At 70.7% G+C, this 16,164-nt stretch carries 18 protein-coding genes; 17 read left to right on the forward strand and 1 reads right to left on the reverse strand.

Annotated features, from left to right (window positions below):
* Positions 1 to 56 precede the first annotated feature (56 nt).
* The 12 genes from AC3WLN_RS00730 (at position 57) to radA (ending at position 10,722) form a co-directional block, all read left to right on the forward strand.
* Entirely contained in the window at positions 57 to 977 is a 921-nt protein-coding gene (locus AC3WLN_RS00730) for a class I SAM-dependent methyltransferase (RefSeq protein ID WP_492478934.1), read from the forward strand.
* 26 nt (positions 978 to 1,003) lie between these two features.
* A complete protein-coding gene (locus AC3WLN_RS00735; protein ID WP_492479021.1) occupies positions 1,004 to 1,741 on the forward strand; it encodes a pseudouridine synthase in 738 nt (245 codons plus the stop codon).
* Positions 1,742 to 1,805: 64 nt separating this feature from the next.
* Complete coding sequence (locus AC3WLN_RS00740) at positions 1,806 to 2,069, forward strand: PepSY domain-containing protein (protein ID WP_492478935.1); 264 nt, start codon at positions 1,806 to 1,808, stop codon at positions 2,067 to 2,069.
* Positions 2,070 to 2,117: 48 nt separating this feature from the next.
* Complete coding sequence (locus AC3WLN_RS00745; protein WP_492478936.1) at positions 2,118 to 2,822, forward strand: MgtC/SapB family protein; 705 nt, start codon at positions 2,118 to 2,120, stop codon at positions 2,820 to 2,822.
* A gap of 29 nt (positions 2,823 to 2,851) precedes the next feature.
* Complete coding sequence (locus AC3WLN_RS00750; protein ID WP_492478937.1) at positions 2,852 to 3,118, forward strand: hypothetical protein; 267 nt, start codon at positions 2,852 to 2,854, stop codon at positions 3,116 to 3,118.
* Between the two features lie 245 nt (positions 3,119 to 3,363).
* Positions 3,364 to 3,840, forward strand: a complete 477-nt coding sequence (gene rpsF, locus AC3WLN_RS00755) for a 30S ribosomal protein S6 (RefSeq protein WP_055956175.1) — start codon at positions 3,364 to 3,366, stop codon at positions 3,838 to 3,840.
* Between the two features lie 3 nt (positions 3,841 to 3,843).
* Entirely contained in the window at positions 3,844 to 4,131 is a 288-nt protein-coding gene (gene rpsR, locus AC3WLN_RS00760) for a 30S ribosomal protein S18 (RefSeq protein ID WP_056173092.1), read from the forward strand.
* Positions 4,132 to 4,298: 167 nt separating this feature from the next.
* Positions 4,299 to 5,312 carry a DUF2232 domain-containing protein gene (locus tag AC3WLN_RS00765; protein WP_492478938.1) on the forward strand — a complete coding sequence of 338 codons (1,014 nt, stop codon included), beginning with the start codon at positions 4,299 to 4,301 and terminating at the stop codon, positions 5,310 to 5,312.
* 30 nt (positions 5,313 to 5,342) lie between these two features.
* A complete protein-coding gene (gene rplI, locus AC3WLN_RS00770) occupies positions 5,343 to 5,906 on the forward strand; it encodes a 50S ribosomal protein L9 (protein WP_492478939.1) in 564 nt (187 codons plus the stop codon).
* Positions 5,907 to 6,196: 290 nt separating this feature from the next.
* Complete coding sequence (locus AC3WLN_RS00775) at positions 6,197 to 7,684, forward strand: replicative DNA helicase (RefSeq protein WP_492478941.1); 1,488 nt, start codon at positions 6,197 to 6,199, stop codon at positions 7,682 to 7,684.
* A 439-nt stretch (positions 7,685 to 8,123) separates the two neighbouring features.
* Complete coding sequence (gene alr, locus AC3WLN_RS00780; RefSeq protein WP_492478943.1) at positions 8,124 to 9,236, forward strand: alanine racemase; 1,113 nt, start codon at positions 8,124 to 8,126, stop codon at positions 9,234 to 9,236.
* Between the two features lie 49 nt (positions 9,237 to 9,285).
* The gene (gene radA, locus AC3WLN_RS00785) at positions 9,286 to 10,722 is read left to right on the forward strand and encodes a DNA repair protein RadA (RefSeq protein WP_492478944.1); all 1,437 of its coding nucleotides are present in this window, start codon (positions 9,286 to 9,288) and stop codon (positions 10,720 to 10,722) included.
* Here radA and AC3WLN_RS00790 read toward each other — a convergent pair.
* Positions 10,719 to 11,408 (reverse strand): queuosine precursor transporter, encoded by a 690-nt coding sequence (locus AC3WLN_RS00790; protein WP_492478945.1) that lies wholly within the window; start codon positions 11,406 to 11,408, stop codon positions 10,719 to 10,721. The two genes, radA and AC3WLN_RS00790, sit on opposite strands and share 4 nt — an antisense overlap.
* Before the next feature lie 165 nt (positions 11,409 to 11,573).
* On the opposite strand from AC3WLN_RS00790, the gene AC3WLN_RS00795 reads away from it, so the two are divergent.
* From AC3WLN_RS00795 to AC3WLN_RS00815, 5 genes are all read left to right on the forward strand, one after another.
* Positions 11,574 to 12,179 (forward strand): CvpA family protein, encoded by a 606-nt coding sequence (locus AC3WLN_RS00795; RefSeq protein WP_056218968.1) that lies wholly within the window; start codon positions 11,574 to 11,576, stop codon positions 12,177 to 12,179.
* 107 nt (positions 12,180 to 12,286) lie between these two features.
* Complete coding sequence (gene purF / locus AC3WLN_RS00800; RefSeq protein ID WP_492478947.1) at positions 12,287 to 13,777, forward strand: amidophosphoribosyltransferase; 1,491 nt, start codon at positions 12,287 to 12,289, stop codon at positions 13,775 to 13,777.
* Positions 13,778 to 13,784: 7 nt separating this feature from the next.
* A complete protein-coding gene (locus AC3WLN_RS00805) occupies positions 13,785 to 14,534 on the forward strand; it encodes an SDR family NAD(P)-dependent oxidoreductase (RefSeq protein WP_492478948.1) in 750 nt (249 codons plus the stop codon).
* Positions 14,535 to 14,575: 41 nt separating this feature from the next.
* On the forward strand, positions 14,576 to 14,995 hold the full coding sequence (locus AC3WLN_RS00810; RefSeq protein ID WP_492478950.1) for a dihydrofolate reductase: 420 nt from the start codon (positions 14,576 to 14,578) through the stop codon (positions 14,993 to 14,995).
* Between the two features lie 36 nt (positions 14,996 to 15,031).
* On the forward strand, positions 15,032 to 16,159 hold the full coding sequence (locus AC3WLN_RS00815) for a carboxylate-amine ligase (RefSeq protein WP_492478951.1): 1,128 nt from the start codon (positions 15,032 to 15,034) through the stop codon (positions 16,157 to 16,159).
* Positions 16,160 to 16,164 lie beyond the last annotated feature (5 nt).

Here is a 16,164-nt window from a genome sequence, read left to right on the forward strand (position 1 = left end):
CCTGTCACGCCCTGAGCCGTCGAGGCGCGCGCGCCGTCGCGCCGGATCCCGTTACGATGTCCACCATGCCTGTCTCGGAAGCCGTCTACGGCGCGCCGCCCCTGGAACTGGTGGAGGTGCCTCCGCACGCGGTGCAGGTCTCGCCGCTGATCCCCGGCGCGGCCCGCCTCGAGGACCTGGCTCCCGGGAGCCTGGACCGCCTCGACATCCTCGCGCCCGCCGGGACGATCGAGCGGCGCTACGTGCTGGCGCTCGGGCTGAAGGCCCTGCGGCCCGGCGGGCGCCTGACGGCGCTGGCCCCGAAGGATCGCGGCGGCAGCCGCCTCGCCAAGGAACTCACCGGCTTCGGCTGCACGGTCCAGGAGGAGGCGCGGCGCCACCACCGGATCTGCGTCGGCACGCGCCCGGAGACGGCCGCCGGCCTCGAGGACGCGATCCACGAGGGCGGCCCCCGCCACATCGACAACCTCGCCCTCTGCACCCAGGCCGGGATCTTCTCCTACGACCGCCTGGATCCCGGCACGGCGCTGCTCCTCGCCAACCTGCCGCCGCTGGCCGGTGCCGGCGCCGATTTCGGCTGCGGCCTCGGCATCCTCGCCCGGGCGGTCCTGCACTCGCCCAAGGTGACGGCCCTGGCGCTGATCGACCTCGACCGGCGCGCCATCGAGATGGCGACGCGCAATGTCGGCGATCCGCGCGCCACCCTGCGCTGGGCCGACATCCGTGCCGGCGGCCTCGGGCTGACGCGCCTCGACTTCGTGGTGATGAACCCGCCCTTCCACGACGGCGGCGCCGAGGACCAGGCCCTCGGCCAGGCCTTCATCGGCCGGGCGGCGGAAGCCCTGCGCCCCGGCGGCAGCCTCTGGCTCACCGCCAACACCCACCTGCCCTACGAGGCCCCCCTGAAGGCGGCCTTCAAGAGCGTGGAGCTCAAGGCCTCCGCCGGCGGCTACAAGGTCTACGAGGCGCGCCGGTGACGCGCCCGGCCAAGACCGCCCACAAGATCGCCCAGCTGCGCCTCGACCGGCTGCTCGCCAACATGGGCTACGGCTCGCGCCGGGAGATCGCCCTCCTCACCCGCGCCGGCCTCGTCGTCCTCGACGGCACGCCCCTGCGCGACGCGGACCAGCGCATCCCGGTGACGCCGGACCTCGCGCAGCGGATGACGGTGGACGGCGACCCCCTCGATCCGCCGCCGGGCCTGACCCTGATGCTGCACAAGCCGCTGGGCGTCACCTGCTCGCACAAGGAGGCCGGCCCCCTCGTCTACGGCCTGCTGCCCGAGCGCTGGCGCCGGCGCGACCCGGCCCTCTCGACGGTCGGGCGCCTCGACAAGGAGACCTCGGGCCTCCTGCTCCTCACCGACGACGGCGCCCTCCTCCACCGGATCATCGCCCCGAAGGCCAACGTGGCCAAGCGCTACCGCGTCACCCTGGACCGCCCGTTGACGGGCACCGAGGGCGCAGCCCTCGCCTCCGGCACGCTGATGCTGGAGGGCGAGGAGAAGCCGCTCCTGCCGGTGGGGTTCGAAGCCGAGGGCGAGACCGCTGCGGTGGTGACCCTGCACGAGGGCCGCTACCATCAGGTCCGGCGCATGTTCGCGGCGCTGGGCAACCACGTCACCGCCCTGCACCGCGACCGCGTCGGTGGCCTCGGCCTGCCGCCGGATCTCGAGCCCGGCGCCTACCGCATCCTGGACGAGGCAGACATCGCCGCCGTGTTCGCGGGCGGAAGCGCCTGACCCGCCCGGAACCAGAGCGCCCACCCCCCGTTTGATAGCCGGCTATATCAGCGCGAGGTGCCTCATGAACCGATTTGCGACTCTTGTCCTTGCCCTCGCCCTGAGTGCCGGCGCCATCGGCTCGTCGAGAGCGGACACGCCCGGGGCCGACTGGATGCCGGCCGATCAGGTCAAGCAGAAGATGATGGCGGCGGGCTATACCAGCATCACCGAGTTCGAGGCCGATGACGGCCATTGGGAGGGCGAGGGCGTGAAGAACGGCGTGAAGATGCAGTTCCACGCCGACCCGAAGACCGGCGCCATCCTGTCGGAGAAGCCCGACAAGTGAGGGCACGAACCGGCCGCCGGATCTCGCTCGCACGATGAGGGACACGGCATGTTGAGCAACCTCGACATGGTCGGCCGCCTGCTGGCGGCCGCACTCCTCGGCAGCGTGATCGGCTTCGAGCGCGAGCGCCTGGTCTGGGCCGCCGGCATGCGCACGCACATGCTGGTCTGCGTCGGCTCGTGCCTGCTGATGATCGTGTCCGCCTTCGGATTCGCCGACATCCTGGGGCGGCCCAACGTCACCCTCGACCCCTCCCGCGTCGCCGCGCAGGTCGTCTCGGGCATCGGATTTCTCGGGGCGGGCACCATCCTGCTGCGCGGCGAGGTGGTGAAGGGCCTGACCACGGCCGCCAGCCTCTGGGCGGTCGCGGCCATCGGCCTCGCGGCCGGTGGCGGCCTCTACGTGCCCGCCATCGCCACGACCGTGATCGTGCTCACCATCCTCGCCGGCATGAAGCCGCTGGAGGAACGGTATCGCGAACGCCGCCAGCGACACGACCTGCGCATCATGGCACGCCACGGCGCCCTGACCATCGACAGCCTGCGCGGGATCGCCGGACCATGCGCCTCGAAGCTGCGCCAGATGGTGATTCGCCAACGCGAGGCGGCGAGCCTCGACGAGATCACCCTCTGCCTCGTGCACGTGGATCGCGGCGCCCTCGATGCGCTGGTGGAGCGCCTGCGGCACCACGAGGCGGTCGAGAGCGTCGAGGCGATCGAGCGTCAAACCATGGGGCGCGATCCCGACGCCTGACGATCGAGGCGCGATGTCTGTCGGTCGCCTTGATCGATGCGACGCTGGCATTCGATCCTGTGGAGACGAGCGTTTCGCGTCCGATAGAACTCGCCCCCGATCGACAAATCGAAAACTGTCCGATCCTGTCGTTCAGAGCCGACGAATCGAACTTTGCAGAATCGACCCTGAGGTCGAATCGCATCGCCCTGTTCACGCTCGCCCTCCGGTTCAATCCGATCAGGTTCGGCAGCACACCGATCACTCCGCTTCCCGGCTGGCTCGCGGAACTTGCCAATCGCGGACAACTCCTTTAAGCGCACCCCCTCGCGTTCGCTCCGGCTGGGGGCTGAACGGACGGTGCCGATTCCATCGGCACAGGGCCGAACCCTGAAGAGGGTTGTCCCGTCGTCCCGTGTCTCCGCCTTCGATCAACCGCTCGGGCCTTCAAACGGCTCGAAGGGCTTGGCGCCGGGCGATCTCGCGTACGAACCGGCCCGACGCTCCCTTTTCCGCACGTATCCCGTGCCGTCGGGTCCCTTTGGATATGAAGGGCCCGTTAATGCCTCTCTACGAACACGTCTTCCTGGCGCGCCAGGACGTGACGGCCCAGCAGGTCGAGACCATGGTCGAGACCTACAAGGGCGTCATCGAAGCCAATGGCGGCAAGGTCGAGAAGATCGAGATGTGGGGCGTGAAGTCCCTCGCCTACCGCATCAAGAAGAACCGCAAGGCGCATTTTACGCTCCTCAACGTCGACGCCCCCCCGGCGGCTCTGGCCGAGATGGAGCGCCAGATGCAGATCTCCGAGGACGTCCTGCGCTTCATGACCGTCCGCGTCGAAGAGCTCGAGTCCGAGCCGTCGGCGATGATGCAGAAGCGCGACCGCGACGACCGCAAGGATCGTGAGCGCGGCCGTCGTCGTGACGACGAAGGCTTCGGCGGTGGTGGATTCGGCGGCGACCGCGATCGCGGCGACCGGGGTGATCGCGGCGACCGGGGCGACCGCCCCGAGCGCAGCTTCGGCGGGGAGGCTTAAGTCATGGCATTTGGTGCTGGACCCGGTGCGCCCGCCGCTGGCGGAGCTGGTGGTGGTGCGGGCGGCGGACGCCGCCCCTTCTTCCGTCGTCGGAAGACCTGCCCCTTCTCGGGCGCGAACGCGCCCAAGATCGACTACAAGGACGTCAAGCTCCTGTCGCGCTACGTCTCCGAGCGCGGCAAGATCGTGCCGTCGCGCATCACGGCGGTGTCGGCCAAGAAGCAGCGCGAGCTCGCCCAGGCGATCAAGCGCGCCCGCTTCCTCGGCTTCCTGCCCTACGTGATCAAGTAAGCGCCCCGGCGCTCGCCCCCGCCGGCCTCGTGCCGGCCGGGGCCCCTCGCCGCACGCGCGGCACGCAGGTTCGTACCGGCCGATCCACCAGGAAGGCCGGGAGTCGTTGGGGCGACAAGGTTCGCCTCTAACCCTGCCCGGAACGGGACAGTGGGACAGCGGGATAGATGACACGGTTTCTCGGCATCGGTATCGGCGCGGGCCTCGTCTCCGCCCTCCTCTTCGGCGTCCTGCTGAAGGCGACGGCGCTCGCGATCCTGCTCTACCTGCTCGCCCCGCTCCCGATCCTGATCGTGGGGCTCGGCTGGAGCCACCGGGCCGCCCTGGTCGCCGCAATCACCGGCGCGCTGGCCCTCGCCGTCGTGGTCCAGCCCTTCCTCGGCCTCGGCTTCTTCGCCTATCTGGCCCTGCCCGCCTGGTGGCTCGCCTACCTCGCCCTGCTCGGCCGCGCGAACGCCGACGGGACGATGGAATGGTACCCGACCGGGCGCCTGCTCGCCTGGACCGCCGGCACGGCCGGCCTCGCCTTCGTCGCCATCGCGGTGATCGCGGCGCCGAACTACGAAACCTTCCAATCCCAGCTGCGGGGCATGACCCGGACGCTGATCCAGGTCCGGGCCGACCGCGCCGCCAATCCGGGCGCCCCCCTTCCGAAGCCGGCCGCGCCGGAGGCCGGCGCCGAGGCTCCGGCCGAGCCGGGCCCGCAGGACCCGGCCGAGGCGACCCGGACCGAGGTCGCCAACGCGCTCGCCGCCATCGCGCCGGGCCTCGCCACCCACGGCCTCACGGTCCTGCTGACCTTCTACCTCTGGGCCGCGGCCCGCATCGTGCGCATCTCCGGGCGCCTGCTCCGCCCCTGGCCGGATCTGGCCGCGACGATGATGCCGCGCCGGGTGATGGCCGTGCTGGCGGGCGCCATGCTGCTCGGGCTGGTGCCGGGCTATCCGGGCGTGCTCGGCATCGCCGTGGCGGGGGCGCTCAGCGCCGCCTTCGCGATCCAGGGCCTGGCCGCCTTCCACGACCGCAGCCGCGGCCGGCCGGGGCGCCTCGCCCTGCTGTTCGGCCTCTACCTGATCCTCTTCTTCACCCAGGGCGTCGCGCTCCTCGCCCTGACCCTGTTCGGCATCGCCGATACCGCCCTCGACCGCCGCCGTCCCCGCGACGCGGCCGGACGACCCTGATCCGCACCGTAGAACCAAAGGACCAAGACCATGGAAGTCATCCTCCTCGAGCGCGTCGCCAAGCTCGGCCAGATGGGCGAGACCGTGAACGTGAAGCCGGGCTACGCCCGCAACTTCCTCCTCGCCCGCGGCAAGGCCCTGCGCGCCACCGAAGGCAACAAGAAGCACTTCGAGACCCAGCGCGCCCAGCTCGAGGCCCGCAACCTCGAGCGCAAGTCCGAGGCGCAGTCCGTCGCCGAGACCCTTGAGGGCAAGAGCTTCGTGCTCATCCGCCAGTCGGGCGAGACCGGCGTGCTCTACGGCTCGGTCTCGACCCGCGACCTCGCCGAGGTCGTCACCGCCGACGGCTTCACCGTGGGCCGCGACCAGTTCGCCCTCAACCAGCCGATCAAGACCCTCGGCCTGCACACCGTCCCGGTCGTGCTGCACCCCGAGGTCGAGGTCGCGATCACCGTCAACGTCGCCCGTTCGCCGGAAGAGGCCGAGCGTCAGGCCCGCGGCGAGTCGACCACCGAGCGTGAGGCGTTCAACCTCGACGATCTCGGCCTCGAGGTCGGCGCCGCCCTCGCCGAGGCCGGCGACGACCGCGAGTAATCGCGCCACAGCACGGTGAACAATGGGGATGAGCGCCCTTAGCGGTTGACTAGTTCCGCATTTGTTCCAGCATGGACGCCCGTCATCCGCGAGGATGGCGGGCGTTTCTGCGACCGGTCCACTCGCCCGCCCCTCCAGGGAAGCGGTGTCGCGGGGGCGGGAGGTCGCAAAGCGCGAATCGGCTAAGGTTCGGCTAACCATGCCGGCGCCATGGTCGGGCGATAGCGACGCGCGGCGGCGGACCCCCGCGCGGACGATTGAATCGACGAGTCGGAGCCTCGAATCAGCCCATGGCCCTGCCCAACGCCCTGACGGCCAACCTTCAGCCCGTCGCGCAGGAATTCCGCGTCGCGCCGCACAACATCGATGCCGAGCAGGCCCTGCTCGGCGCGATCCTGGTGAACAACGACGCCTATTACCGGATCTCGGACTTCCTCCTGCCCGAGCACTTCATGGAGGACGTCCACCGCAAGATCTTCGAGGTGGCCTCCCAGCTCATCAAGGCCGGCAAGCTCGCCACGCCGATCACCCTGAAGACCTACCTGGGCGACGCCGATCTCGGCGGCCAGACGGTGATGCAGTACCTCGCCCGCCTCGCGGCCGAGGCCACCACCGTCATCAACGCGGGCGATTACGGCCGCACCATCTACGATCTGGCCATCCGTCGCCGGCTGATCACCATCGGCGAGGACCTGGTGAATGGCGCCTACGAGGCCCCGGTGGAATCCTCGCCCCGCGACCAGATCGAGGGCACCGAGCGGCGCCTCTACGAGCTCGCCGAATCGGGCAAGTACGACGGCGGCTTCCAGAAGTTCTCCGACGCCCTCACGGCCGCGGTGGACATGGCCGCCAAGGCCTACCAGCGCGAGGGCAAGCTCTCGGGCATCGCCACCGGCCTGTCGGACCTCGACGCCAAGATGGGCGGCCTGCAGCGCTCGGATCTGATCATCCTCGCGGGGCGCCCGGCCATGGGCAAGACCTCGCTCGTCACCAACATCGCCTTCAACGTCGCCAAGGCCTACCAGTCGGAGAAGCTGCCGGACGGCCGCACCGAGACCAAGAACGGCGGCATCGTCGGCTTCTTCTCCCTCGAAATGTCGGCCGAGCAGCTGGCGACCCGCATCATCGCCGAGCAGTCGGGCGTGCCGTCCTACAAGATCCGCCGCGGCGACATCCAGCCGGCGGAGTTCTACAAGATCACCGACGCCGCCCGGGACATGCAGACGATCCCGTTCTACATCGACCAGACCGGCGGCATCTCCATCGCGCAGCTCGCCGCCCGCGCCCGCCGCCTCAAGCGCCAGAAGGGCCTCGACCTCCTCATCGTCGACTACCTGCAGCTGCTCTCAGGGAGCGGCAAGCGCAGCGACAACCGCGTGCAGGAGATGACCGAGATCACCACCGGCATGAAGGCGCTCGCCAAGGAACTGGCCGTGCCGATCATCGCCCTGTCGCAGCTGTCCCGTCAGGTGGAGAACCGCGAGGACAAGCGCCCGCAGCTCGCCGACCTGCGCGAATCGGGCTCGATCGAGCAGGACGCCGACGTGGTGATGTTCGTCTTCCGCGAGGAATACTACGTCAACAACAAGAAGCCCCGCGAAGGCACCGAGGAGTTCTTCGCCTGGGAGGCCGAGATGAACCGCGTGCACGGCAAGGCCGAGGTCATCCTCGGCAAGCAGCGTCACGGCCCCACCGGCACCGTCGAGCTGCAGTTCGACGCCAACATCACGCGCTTCTCGGACCTCGCGCAATCCGACCGCCTGCCGGAGCAAATGTAGGCGGTCGGCCTCCGGATCGATCATTCCTTCGCCCGAGAAGAAGCTGGAACATCGTTCAGACCGATTTGCTTCCGATCGAGGGAAACCGAGCACTGACGGCGGTGAGATCCCCGTCATACCGGGGCCGCGCAGCGGAGCCCGGGATCCAGAAACATAGGTGTTGCAAGACTTTATGCTGTCGGCGGTTCTGGATTGCGCGCCGCTGGCGCGCCCCTGCGGGTCCGGGCTCGCCTGCGGCGCCCCGGAATGACGGTGTGCCAGGGCTTGCCGGGTTGCGAGCGAGACTGAGCGGTATCCCGGGGCCGCGCAGCGGAGTTCGGAATCCGGAAACACGACGGGTTCGATGTCTCGAACCTCCGGCGCCCCGGCGTGACGGTGTGCTATGGCTGGCCCCGGGGCGAGCGAGGTGCTCCCGTCCAATGGCCCCGCAATGACGATTATGGATCAACACATCGAACGGCCCGCGACCCACGGCGCCCACCTGACCATCGATCTCGCGGCCATCGCGGAGAACTGGCGGCGGCTCGGTGCCCAGGCGCCGGAGGCGGCCTGTGCCGCCGTGGTGAAGGCGGACGCCTATGGCTGCGGCCTCGCCCGGGTCGCCCCCGTGCTGTGGGCGGCCGGGTGCCGGACCTTCTTCGTCGCGCATCTGGCCGAGGCGATCGAAGCGCGCGCCGTCCTGCCCGAGGCGACGCTCTACGTGCTGAACGGCCTCCTGCCTGGCCTCGGCCCGACCCTGGTCGCGCACGACCTGCGCCCGGTCCTGGGCAGCCGCGAGGAACTCGCCGAGTGGGCCGCCCTGGCACGCTCCGCCGGCCGGACCCTCCCGGCGGCCCTGCACGTCGACACCGGCATGAACCGCCTCGGCCTCGCCGTGCCCGAGGCCCTGGCGCTGTCGGGCGATCCGGTGATCGCGCAGGCGGGCATCGCCCTCCTGATGACCCACCTCGTCAGCGCCGAACTGGCGAGCGATCCGATCAACGCGCGCCAGATCGCGGATTTCGCGCGGGTCCGGGCCGCGCATCCCGGCCTGCCCGGCTCCTTCGCCAATTCCTCGGGGATCTTCCTCGGCGAAGACGCGCATCACGACCTGCTGCGGCCCGGCTACGCCCTGTTCGGCGGCAACCCGACCCCGTGGAAGCCGAACCCGATGCGGCCCGTCGTCCGCCTGGAGGCGCAGGTCGCGCAGATCCGCGACGTCGCGGCCGGCGAGACCTGCGGCTACAACGCCCGCTGGCGGGCCCCCGGGCCGCGCCGGCTGGCGACCCTGTCGCTGGGCTATGCCGACGGCTATCCGCGGGCGGCGAGTGGGCGCGGCGTCGCCCTGGTCGACGGCGTGCGCTGCCCGATCCTCGGGCTGATCTCGATGGACCTCATCATCCTCGACGTCACCGAGGCGCCCGGCGTCCGGCGCGGGAGTACCGCCACCCTGATCGGGGACGGCCTCGACGTCGATGCGGTCGGCCGGGCCGCCGGCACCATCGGCTACGAGATCCTGACGGGGCTGGGTTCTCGCTATGTTCGCCATTATGTGACAGGACACGACGCCTGAGACCCGCCGGACGGGGCGGCGCCGGATCGTCCCTCCCAGCGGAATCGCGATGGCCAAGATTCAACAGACCTTCGTCTGCCAGTCCTGCGGGGCGGTCTACAATCGCTGGCGCGGGCGCTGCGAGGCCTGCAACGGCTGGAACACCATCGTCGAGGAGACCGGGGCCACCGGCCCGCAATCCGGGCCGGTCAAGACGCGGCCGAGCCGCGCCCGCGGCCGGGTCTTCGCCCTGGAGGGCCTCACCGGCGCGGTCAAGGAGGCCCCGCGCATCCCCTCGGGCATCAACGAACTCGACCGCGTCACCGGCGGCGGCTTCGTGCGCGGCTCGGTGATCCTGCTCGGCGGCGACCCCGGCATCGGCAAGTCGACCCTCCTGATGCAGGCCTCCGCCGCCATGGCCCGCACCGGCGAGCGCGTGGTCTACATCTCGGGCGAGGAGGCGGTGGCGCAGGTGCGCCTGCGCGCCGAGCGCCTCGGCCTGTCCTCGGCGAACGTGGAGCTCGCCGCCGAGACCAATGTCGAGGACATCGTGGAGACCCTGTCGCAGGGCCGTCCCCCGGCGCTCGCGATCATCGATTCGATCCAGACCATGTGGACCGAGACGGTGGAATCCGCCCCCGGCACGGTCACGCAGGTGCGCGGCTCCGCCCAGACCCTGATCCGCTTCGCCAAGACCACCGGCACGGCGGTGATCCTCGTCGGCCACGTCACCAAGGACGGTCAGATCGCCGGCCCCCGCGTGGTCGAGCACATGGTCGACGCCGTCGCCTCCTTCGAGGGGGACCAGGGCCACCATTTCCGCATCCTGCGCGCGGTGAAGAACCGGTTCGGGCCCACCGACGAGATCGGCGTGTTCGAGATGACCGATATGGGCCTGGCCGAGGTGCCGAACCCCTCCGCGCTGTTCCTGGCGGGCCGCGACCACGCCGCCCCCGGCACCGCGGTGTTCGCCGGCATGGAGGGCACGCGGCCGCTCCTCGTGGAGATCCAGGCCCTGGTCGCCCCCTCCTCCCTCGGCATGCCGCGCCGGGCCGTGGTGGGCTGGGACCCGAACCGCCTGTCGATGGTGCTGGCGGTGCTGGAGGCCCATGGCGGCATCCGCCTCGGCACCCACGACGTCTATCTCAACGTGGCGGGCGGCCTGCGCATCTCCGAGCCGGCGGCCGATCTCGCGGTCGCCGCCGCCCTGGTCTCGTCCCTGTCGGGAGCGACGCTGCCCCCCGAGACGGTGTATTTCGGCGAGATCGGCCTCTCGGGCGCGGTCCGCCCGGTGGCGCAGGCGCCGGCCCGGCTCAAGGAGGCGCTGAAGCTCGGCTTCGCCAAGGCGGTGATGCCGCAGGGGCGCGGCGAGGGCGGCGGCGACGCCCTGTCGACGGAGGCCCTGCGCCACATCGCCGACATGGTGGCGGGCATCGCCAGCAACGGGCCGCGCCGGGTCGCCCAGCGTCGCGGCCACAACCCGCCCGATTACGGCGACGACGATTAGGCCTTCAGGCGGAACGGATTGAAATCGGTGTTCCGGTCGTCCGCGTCCTCGCCCTCCCGGCTTTTGAGCCAGCGGATCAGCGGCAGGCTCAGCGGCAGGGCGAGGATCTCCCAGAGCACCTTCAGCACCCAGGCGCTGAGCCCGATCCGGACGAGATCCGCCGTCGCGAAGGTGCCCGCGAAGGCGATGGTGACGAACAGAGCGGTGTCGATCGCCTGTCCGAGCACGGTCGAGGCGACGAGGCGCGCCGCGAGGTTGCGGCCGGCGAGGCGCACCTTCAGCTTGGCGAGCACGTAGGCGTTGGCGAACTCGCCGACGAGGTAGGCGGCCATCCCGGCGAGCGCCAGGCGCGGGGTCGCGCCGAGCACGGCCTCGAAGGCGGCCTGGTGCGGCCAGAACGGCGCCGGCGGCAGGGCCCCCGCGACGGTGTAGCTGGCGATCCAGACGAGCTGCGCCGCGAACCCCGCCCAGACGACCCGCCGGGCGCTGGCATAGCCGTAGACCTCGGTGAGGATGTCGCCGAACAGGTAGGAGAGCGGGAAGACGATCACCGCCGCGCTGAAGGTGAGGCCGGCGACCGAGACGATCTTGCCCGCCAGGATCAGCGAGACGATCAGCACACCGCTGAACAACCCGGCGATGGGCACGAGGTATTGCCGTCCGGAACCGTCCGACGATGCGTCCATGCCAGCCTCGCACCGCCGAGGACACAGTGGGGACCGGGGCGGGATTGGGCCGCCACGCCAGGGTGACGGCCGAGTTTCCGCACGATATACAGAGCCGCGGCCGGGGGAAGCCGCACGATCCGGTCATCGTCGCCGCTCCGCCCCATGAAGTGACAATCGTCAGAGATGCCGTTCTCCGTTCTCGATCTCGTGGTGCTGGGTATCGTCGTGGTCTCGGCGCTCCTGGCGGCCGTGCGCGGCGCGACCCGCGAGGTGCTCGCCATCATCGCCTGGGTGGCCGCCGCCGCCATCGCCTGGAAATTCCACCCGCTCCTGCTGCCCACCGTCAGCCAGCACGTGACCAACGCCACCGTCGCCCTGGTGGCCTCGATCGCGGCGATCTTCCTCGTGACCCTGATCGTGGTGTCCATCATCACCGTGAAGGTGTCGGACATGATCCTCGACTCGCGCATCGGCGCGATCGACCGGTCGCTGGGCTTCCTGTTCGGGGCGGGCCGCGGCTTCCTGATCTGCGTGATCGGCTGGGTGTTCCTGGCCTGGCTCGTGCAGGGCAAGATGCCGCCCTGGGCCTCGGAGGCCCGCAGCCGCCCGATGCTGGAGAAGTCCGGCGAGGCCCTGGTGGCCCAGCTGCCGGAGAATCCGGAGGGGCTGCTGAAGCAGTTCAAGAAGCCGAAGACCGAGACCCCGGCCGACCCCGTCGAGCCGCCGGAGGGCGAGGTCCCGGCCCAGCGCCGCACCGAGGCGCCAGCCACGCCCGCCCCGCGACGCTGACCTGCGTCGCCGCGCGCTTGGTCGCGGCGCGAAGGCCGATTACATGACGGCTTCTTGACGGTGCCCGGGCGGGATTCGCACGGGGCCAAGCTGGGAACGACATCATCATGTCTGTAGCCAAGTCGAGCGTCCGCCCCCCCGTCGAGGTCGTGGACGGTCTCGACCGCGACGGCGACACGCTGCGCGAGGAATGCGGCGTCTTCGGCATCTTCGGCCATCCGGATGCCTCCGCCATCGTCGCCCTCGGCCTGCACGCCCTGCAGCACCGCGGCCAGGAAGCGGCCGGCATCGTCTCCTTCGACGGGGCGGTCTTCCATTCCGAGCGCCGGCCCGGCCTCGTCGGGGATTCGTTCTCCGACCGCTCGACCATCGAGCATCTCGAGGGCCCGGCCGCCATCGGCCACGTGCGCTACTCGACCACCGGCGGCACCATCCTGCGCAACGTGCAGCCGCTCTTCGCCGAACTCGCCAGCGGCGGCCTCGCCGTCGCCCATAACGGCAACCTGACCAACGCCCTCTCGATCCGGCGCGACCTCGTGCGCGACGGCGCCATCACCCAGTCGACTTCCGACACCGAGGTGATCCTGCACCTGGCCGCCCGCTCCCGGGCGCCGCGCATCGTCGAGCGCTTCACCGAGGCCCTGCGCCAGATCGAGGGCGCCTACGCCATCGTGGCGCTCACCAACAAGAAGCTCATCGGCGCCCGCGACCCGATGGGCATCCGCCCCCTGGTGCTGGGCGAGCTCGACGGGCGCTACATCCTGGCCTCCGAGACCTGCGCGCTGGACATCATCGGCGCCAAGTTCATCCGCGACGTCGAGAACGGCGAGATCGTGGTGATCTCGGAAGAGGGCATCGAGTCGATCCGCTTCGCCCCGGCCCGGCCGATGCGGCCGTGCATCTTCGAGTACATCTACTTCGCCCGGCCGGATTCGGTGGTGAACGGCAAGAGCGTCTACGCCGTGCGCAAGAACATCGGCCACGAGCTCGCCCGGGAATCGGCGACCGCGGCGGACGTGGTGATCCCGGTGCCGGATTCCGGCGTGCCGGCGGCCCTCGGCTTCGCCCAGGAGACCGGCCTGCCCTTCGAGATGGGCATCATCCGCAACCACTATGTCGGGCGCACCTTCATCCAGCCGACCCAGTCGGTGCGCGAGCTCGGCGTGCGCATGAAGCACTCGGCCAACCGCGCCGTGGTGGAGGGCAAGCGCATCGTGCTGGTCGACGACAGCCTCGTGCGCGGCACCACCTCGGTGAAGATCGTGCGCATGATGCGCGAGGCCGGCGCCCGCGAGGTGCATTTCCGGATCGCCTCGCCGCCGATCACCTATCCGGACTTCTACGGCATCGACACGCCGGAGCGGGAGAAGCTCCTGGCCGCCACCCACGACCTCGAGGGCATGCGCCGCTACATCGGCGCCGATTCTCTGGCCTTCCTGTCCATCGACGGCCTCTACAAGGCCATGGGCGAGGAGCGCCGCGACGAGGCCTGCCCGCAATACACCGATCATTGCTTCACCGGCGACTACCCGACCGGCCTGACCGACCTCGCCATCGCGGGGCCGCGCCGCCTCGCCATGCTCGCCGAAGCCGATTGAGCGCCCGATGAGCCACCTGAACCAGCCGCTGGCCGGCCGCCTCGCCGTCGTCACCGGCGCCTCGCGCGGCATCGGCCGCGCCGCCGCCCTCGCCCTGGCGCAGGCCGGCGCCCACATCGTCGCCGTCGCCCGGACGCAAGGGGGGCTGGAAGAGCTCGACGACGCCATCCGGGGCCTCGGCGGCAGCGCCACCCTGGTGCCCCTCGACCTCACGGACTACGACGCCATCGACCGCCTGGGGGCGGGCATCCACGAGCGCTGGAAGCGCCTCGACATCCTGGTGGGCAATGCCGGCATCCTCGGCAACCTGACGCCGATCGGGCACGTGACGCCGAAGACCTGGGCGCAGGTGATGGAGATCAACGTCACGGCGAATTACCGCCTGATCCGCTCGTTCGATCCGCTGCTGCGGGCCTCGGATGCGGGCCGGGCCATCTTCGTCACCTCCGGCGCCGCGCAGAAGTGCCGGGCCTATTGGGGACCCTACTCGGTCTCCAAGGCGGCCCTCGACGCCCTGGTCCGCACCTACGCGGCCGAGACGGCGACGACGCCGGTGCGGGCCATGCTGCTCAATCCCGGCCCCCTGCGGACCGCGATGCGCAAGGCCGCGATGCCGGGCGAGGACGAGACGACCCTGAAGACCCCGGAGGACCTCGCCCCGCACTTCGTGCGCCTCGCGAGCCCCGCCTTCGACGAATCCGGCAAGATCTACGACTTCCCGAGCGACCGGATCCTGACGCCGCAGATGGCGGACTGACGCCGGACGCCGTCCCTCCTCCCCCGTTCCTCGAGACCCCCATGATCGACGTTCGCTGCATCTGCGCCATCGGCCTTCGCGGACAGCTCGGCCTGAACGGGCACCTGCCCTGGGAGGGCAACACCGATCCGCTCTTCGTCGAGGACGTGACGCGGTTCTTCGCCGTCACCATGGGCCACGTCCTGATCGCCGGCCCGAAGACCATCGCGTCGGTGCCGGACTTCGCGTTCAAGGACCGGACCATCGACGTCATCCGCAGCCACGAGGACCCGGAGGAAGTGCTGGCGCGCTATCCCGGGCGGCGCGTCTATGTCGGCGGCGGCATCGCGGTCTGGGACGTCTATGCCCGGTACATCCAGCACTGGGACATCACCCGCCTGCCCTATGACGGCGAGGCCGACCGCTGGTTCGACCCGGCCTGGCTCGTCGGGGGCCCCGCGCGGGCACAAACCGGCGCCTGAGGGGTTGAGGGGAGCGACCATTCCACAAGGCTCCCGATGACCTCAGCCCCCTACCGCTTCGGCATCGAGGAGGAATACTTCCTGGCCGATGCCGAGACGCGCGGCACGCCGCGCCGCTCGGTGAAGCCCTTCCACGTCCAGGCCGGCGAGGAACTGCCGGAGATCGGGCGCGAGCTGCTTCAGTGCCAGGTCGAGGTCTGCACGCCGCCCTCCACCGACTTCGCCCAGGCGCGCGACGGGCTCGCCCGCCAGCGCTCGGCTCTCGGCAAGCTCGGTCGCGAGCACGGCCTGCTGGTCTTCGCGGCCGGCACCCATCCGGTGGCGGACTGGGCGCGCCAGCTCCCCACCAAGGGCGACCGCTATCGCGGCATCCTGCGCGACGTCGGCCTCGCCGGTCGGCGCAGCCTGATCTGCGGCATGCATGTCCACGTGGAGGTGCCCGACCCGGAGGCCCGCATCGACCTGATGAACCGGCTCCTGCCCTACCAGCCGCTGCTGCTGGCCCTCTCGGCCTCCTCGCCGTTCTGGCAGGGCAAGCCCACGGGCCTCAGCGCCTATCGCCTCAGCGCCTTCGGCGAGCTGCCGCGCACCGGCCTGCCCGATCTCTTCGCCGACACGGCCGCCTACGAACGCTACGTCCGCATCATGACCCAGGCCGGCTCGATCCAGGATGCGAGCTTCCTGTGGTGGTCCCTGCGCCCCTCCATCAAGTTCCCGACGCTCGAATTGCGGATCGCCGATTCCTGCACCCGCCTGGAGGACGCCCTCACCATCGCGGCGCTCTACCGCTGCCTCGTCCGCCTCGTGGTGCGGCGACCGGACCTCAATGCCGGCCTCGACGGCGTCTCTCGGGCGCTCGCCCAGGAGAACCTGTGGCGGGCCCAGCGCAGCGGCACCGAGGCCGAGCTGATCGACGAGGCGCGCGAGGAGGCCCTGCCCTTCGCCCAGGCCCTCGACGCCCTGCTGGCGCTGGTCGCCGAGGACGCCGCCGCCCTCGGCTGCGAAGCGGAGGTGGCGCAGGCCCGCCGCATCCTGGAGCACGGCACCAGCGCGGAGCGTCAGATCGCGACCTTCGAAGAGACACGCAACGGCGACACCTCGAACCGGCAGGCGCTCGATGCGGTGGTGGACTGGCTGGCGGAGACCACCTGCGGGGCGGCCTGAGCGCC

The sequence above is a fragment of the Methylobacterium sp. FW306-05-D genome (genome assembly GCF_058782155.1).

Coding starts and splice junctions, on each gene's coding strand:
- AC3WLN_RS00730 (WP_492478934.1), top strand. CDS start 57: ATGTCCACCATGCCTGTCTCGGAAGCCGTCTACGGCGCGCCGCCCCTG.
- AC3WLN_RS00740 (WP_492478935.1), top strand. CDS start 1,806: ATGAACCGATTTGCGACTCTTGTCCTTGCCCTCGCCCTGAGTGCCGGC.
- AC3WLN_RS00745 (WP_492478936.1), top strand. CDS start 2,118: ATGTTGAGCAACCTCGACATGGTCGGCCGCCTGCTGGCGGCCGCACTC.
- rpsF (WP_055956175.1), top strand. CDS start 3,364: ATGCCTCTCTACGAACACGTCTTCCTGGCGCGCCAGGACGTGACGGCC.
- rpsR (WP_056173092.1), top strand. CDS start 3,844: ATGGCATTTGGTGCTGGACCCGGTGCGCCCGCCGCTGGCGGAGCTGGT.
- AC3WLN_RS00765 (WP_492478938.1), top strand. CDS start 4,299: ATGACACGGTTTCTCGGCATCGGTATCGGCGCGGGCCTCGTCTCCGCC.
- rplI (WP_492478939.1), top strand. CDS start 5,343: ATGGAAGTCATCCTCCTCGAGCGCGTCGCCAAGCTCGGCCAGATGGGC.
- AC3WLN_RS00775 (WP_492478941.1), top strand. CDS start 6,197: ATGGCCCTGCCCAACGCCCTGACGGCCAACCTTCAGCCCGTCGCGCAG.
- alr (WP_492478943.1), top strand. CDS start 8,124: ATGGATCAACACATCGAACGGCCCGCGACCCACGGCGCCCACCTGACC.
- radA (WP_492478944.1), top strand. CDS start 9,286: ATGGCCAAGATTCAACAGACCTTCGTCTGCCAGTCCTGCGGGGCGGTC.
- AC3WLN_RS00790 (WP_492478945.1), bottom strand. CDS start 11,408: ATGGACGCATCGTCGGACGGTTCCGGACGGCAATACCTCGTGCCCATC.
- AC3WLN_RS00795 (WP_056218968.1), top strand. CDS start 11,574: ATGCCGTTCTCCGTTCTCGATCTCGTGGTGCTGGGTATCGTCGTGGTC.
- purF (WP_492478947.1), top strand. CDS start 12,287: ATGTCTGTAGCCAAGTCGAGCGTCCGCCCCCCCGTCGAGGTCGTGGAC.
- AC3WLN_RS00805 (WP_492478948.1), top strand. CDS start 13,785: ATGAGCCACCTGAACCAGCCGCTGGCCGGCCGCCTCGCCGTCGTCACC.
- AC3WLN_RS00810 (WP_492478950.1), top strand. CDS start 14,576: ATGATCGACGTTCGCTGCATCTGCGCCATCGGCCTTCGCGGACAGCTC.
- AC3WLN_RS00815 (WP_492478951.1), top strand. CDS start 15,032: ATGACCTCAGCCCCCTACCGCTTCGGCATCGAGGAGGAATACTTCCTG.